Source organism: Actinoplanes sp. NPDC048791, from assembly GCF_040650095.1.
In the GTDB taxonomy this organism is placed as follows: domain Bacteria; phylum Actinomycetota; class Actinomycetes; order Mycobacteriales; family Micromonosporaceae; genus Actinoplanes.
Genome location: NZ_JBEZGQ010000947.1, coordinates 1 through 3,257 on the forward strand (window position 1 = coordinate 1; position 3,257 = coordinate 3,257).

Here is a 3,257-nt window from a genome sequence, read left to right on the forward strand (position 1 = left end):
CCCGGCCGGCCAGCAGCCGCATCAGGTGGATCCGCGACGGACCCTGGGCGTCCGGGACCAGCAGCACCGAGGTCTCGTCCGGGCCGGCCTCGGCGACCTGCAGGGTACGGGCGTCGAGCAGGTCGAGCACCGAGCGGGCGAACGGCTCGGGCACCAGCACCGCGGTGAGGGTCTGCGGCGGCACCCATTCCGCGCGTTCGGCCGCCGCGGTCACCACGTGCGCGGGCTCACCGGCCAGCAGGGCCTGGGCCAGGCGTTCCAGCAGGTGCCGGCGGACCCGGCCGGAGCTGGCCAGCTCGTCCGCGTGCCCGGCGACGCTGGCCGCGGACAGCTCGTCGATGTACGCGAACACCTGCTCGGCGAAGTGCGCGATGGTCGCCGAGTCCTGCCCGGCCCCGACGCTGATCGCCGCCAGCTCCCGCCAGGCCACCCGCGCCCCCAGCCGGTACGCCGCCAGCAGAGAGTCCAGGCTGCGCCCGTTGCGCGCCTCGCCGCGACCCAGCGCGTAGGCCGCCTCGAGCGCCGGGGTCAGCGGTGAGCCCCGCCCCTTGCCGGCCGAACGGGACACCAGGTTCAGGAAGGTGGCCAGCGCGGCCCGGACCGCCTTCTCGATCTGCGGGCCGAGCTCCCCGGCGAAGGCCTTCGCGTACGCCGGCACCCCCTCGGTGATGGCCTCCACGGTCTGGGTGGCGACCGCCGGGAGGGCGTGCCGCAGCGGGGCGGCCGCCTCGGCGGACAGGCGGAAGTCCTTCACATCGCTCACCGCGACCCCCTTTTGTTCGTAGCGAACAATAACCTGCCGTCAAATTCCCTTGACCGGGTCAGGCATTCGTGCCGAGATCACCGCAGGCTTGAGACATGGCGGTGACTCATACCCTGCGATCGGGTGCTTGGCGGGTCGTGGAGCTCCTCACGACACCGGTGGTGCCGGCTGACTACCTCGACGTGATCGCGCCCCTGCGCAACGCCGGCGTGCTGCGCGCCCGGATCGAGGCGGTACGGCCCGAGACCCGCGATGCGGTGACCCTGGTGCTGCGGCCCGGTCGCGGCTTCCGCCGGCCCGAGCCCGGCCAGTACGTCCGCCTCGGCGTCGACGTGGACGGCGTACGGCTGTGGCGCGCGTACTCGGTGACCAGCGCACCGGGCCGGCTGTCGGTGACCGTCAACGCCGTCAAGGACGGCGCGGTCAGCAACTACCTGATCCGCAACGCCCGGCGCGGCATGCTGGTGCACCTCGACCAGCCCGCCGGCGACTTCACGCTGCCGGCCACCCGACCCGCCAAGGTGCTGTTCGTGACCGCCGGCAGCGGCATCACCCCGGTGATGGGCATCCTCCGCAGCACCCTGCACGAGCTGGACGACGTCGTGCTGGTGCACTCGGCCCGGGAACGCGAGGCCGTCGTCTTCGGCGACGAGCTGCGCACGCTGGCCGCCGCGGGCCGGATCCGCTTCGTCGAGCGGCACACCGCCACCGCCGGCCGGATCGCCCCGCCCGAGCTGGCCACCCTGGTCCCCGACCTGGCCGAGCGGCACACCTGGGCCTGCGGGCCCAACGAGATGCTGGACGACCTGGGCGCGCACTTCGCCGAGGCCGGCATCACCCAGAACCTGCACGTCGAACGGTTCCGCCCGACCGTCATCGCCACCGGTGACGGCGGCAAGGTCACCTTCGGCCGCACCGGCACGGTCGTCGACGCCGACGGCAGCACGCCGCTGCTGGAGGCCGGCGAGGCCGCGGGTGTGCTGATGCCGTCCGGCTGCCGGATGGGCATCTGCTTCAGCTGCGTGCTGCCGATGACCGAGGGCGCCGTGCGCGACCTGCGCGACGGCTCGATCACCACCGCCGTCGAAGGCGACAACGTCCTGGTGCAGACCTGCGTGTCGGCCGCCGCCGGCAACTGCCACCTGGACCACTGAGACTCCGCTCCCGCTCCCCGCTCCAGCTCAGCTTCACAAAGAAACCGAGGACTGCCGTGACCACTCTGCAGCGCAAGCCGAAGAACCCGATCGCGCACCTGACCGCCGAGGACATCGAGGCCATCGGCCGCGAGCTGGACGCCCTGCGCGACGAGATCGTGGCCAGCCGCGGCGAACGTGACGCCCGGTACATCCGCCGGGTGATCACCACCCAGCGCCGGCTCGAGCTGGCCAGCCGCGCGGTCCTGCTCGTGTCGATCTTCCCGCCGGCCTGGCTGCTGGGCACGGCCGGCCTGTCGGTCGCCAAGATCCTCGAGAACATGGAGATCGGGCACAACGTCATGCACGGCCAGTGGGACTGGATGCGGGACCCGAAGATCCACTCGACCACCTGGGAGTGGGACAACGCCTCGCCGTCGGAGCAGTGGAAGCACTCGCACAACGAGCTGCACCACACGTATACCAACGTGATCGGCAAGGACAACGACCTCGGCTACGGCATCATGCGCGTCGACGAGCAGCAGCGCTGGCACCCGATCCATCTCGGTCAGCCGCTCTGGAACTTCGTCAACGCCTGCTTCTTCGAGTACGGCATCGCCGCGTACGACCTGGAGCTGGGCAAGAACCTCAAGACCAAGAAGCGCCGCCAGTCGCCGCAGTTCAAGGAGCGGCTCAAGCAGGTCCGCCGCAAGATCGGCAAGCAGATCCTGAAGGACTACGGCGTGCACCCGGCCCTGTCCGCGCTGACCGGCTCCTGGCTGACCACGATCGCCGCCAACGCGACGGCCAACCTGGTCCGCAACCTGTGGACCCACTCGGTGATCATGTGCGGTCACTTCCCGGAGGGCGTGGAGACCTTCGAGCGCACCTCGATCGAGGGCGAGACCCGCGGCGAGTGGTACCTGCGCCAGATGCTCGGCTCGGCCAACATCGACGGCAACCGGGCGATGCACATCATGACCGGCAACCTGTCGTACCAGATCGAGCACCACCTGTTCCCGGACCTGCCCAGCAACCGGTACCAGGAGATCGCGCCGCAGATCCGCGACCTGTTCCAGCGCTACGGGCTCTCGTACACCAGCGGCTCGCTGCCCCGGCAGGTCGGCTCGGCCTGGTACAAGGTCTTCCGGCTCTCGCTGCCCAACCGCGGCGAGGCCAAGGCCCTCGCCGACGGCCCGCGCCCGGCCAGCGGCCGCAAGGTGAAGGCAACCCGCTGGCAGCGCCCGGCCACCGAGACCCAGACCGAGCCCGTAGCTGTGAACTCCTGACCCGTACGGCCTAGGCTGGTCCGGTGAGCAACGTGGTGACCAACTGGGCCGGCAACATCACCTTCGGCGCCC

2 protein-coding genes and 1 pseudogene are annotated in these 3,257 nt (G+C 71.0%); 2 read left to right on the forward strand and 1 reads right to left on the reverse strand.

Features of this window, described 5'->3' with window-relative positions; all coding sequences use genetic code 11:
• Positions 1-763 (reverse strand): annotated as a pseudogene (locus AB0C29_RS40215) (PucR family transcriptional regulator); the annotation flags it as partial.
• Between the two features lie 95 nt (positions 764-858).
• On the opposite strand from AB0C29_RS40215, the gene AB0C29_RS40220 reads away from it, so the two are divergent.
• Both AB0C29_RS40220 and AB0C29_RS40225 read left to right on the forward strand, forming a co-directional pair.
• Complete coding sequence (locus AB0C29_RS40220; protein WP_360832139.1) at positions 859-1,917, forward strand: ferredoxin reductase; 1,059 nt, start codon at positions 859-861, stop codon at positions 1,915-1,917.
• Positions 1,918-1,973: 56 nt separating this feature from the next.
• Positions 1,974-3,185: an acyl-CoA desaturase gene (locus AB0C29_RS40225; protein ID WP_360832141.1), complete on the forward strand. Its 1,212-nt coding sequence runs from the start codon at positions 1,974-1,976 to the stop codon at positions 3,183-3,185.
• Positions 3,186-3,257 lie beyond the last annotated feature (72 nt).

Bases quoted from the DNA above. Each gene is read 5' to 3' on its own strand.
- AB0C29_RS40220 (WP_360832139.1), top strand. From the start codon at position 859: ATGGCGGTGACTCATACCCTGCGATCGGGTGCTTGGCGGGTCGTGGAG.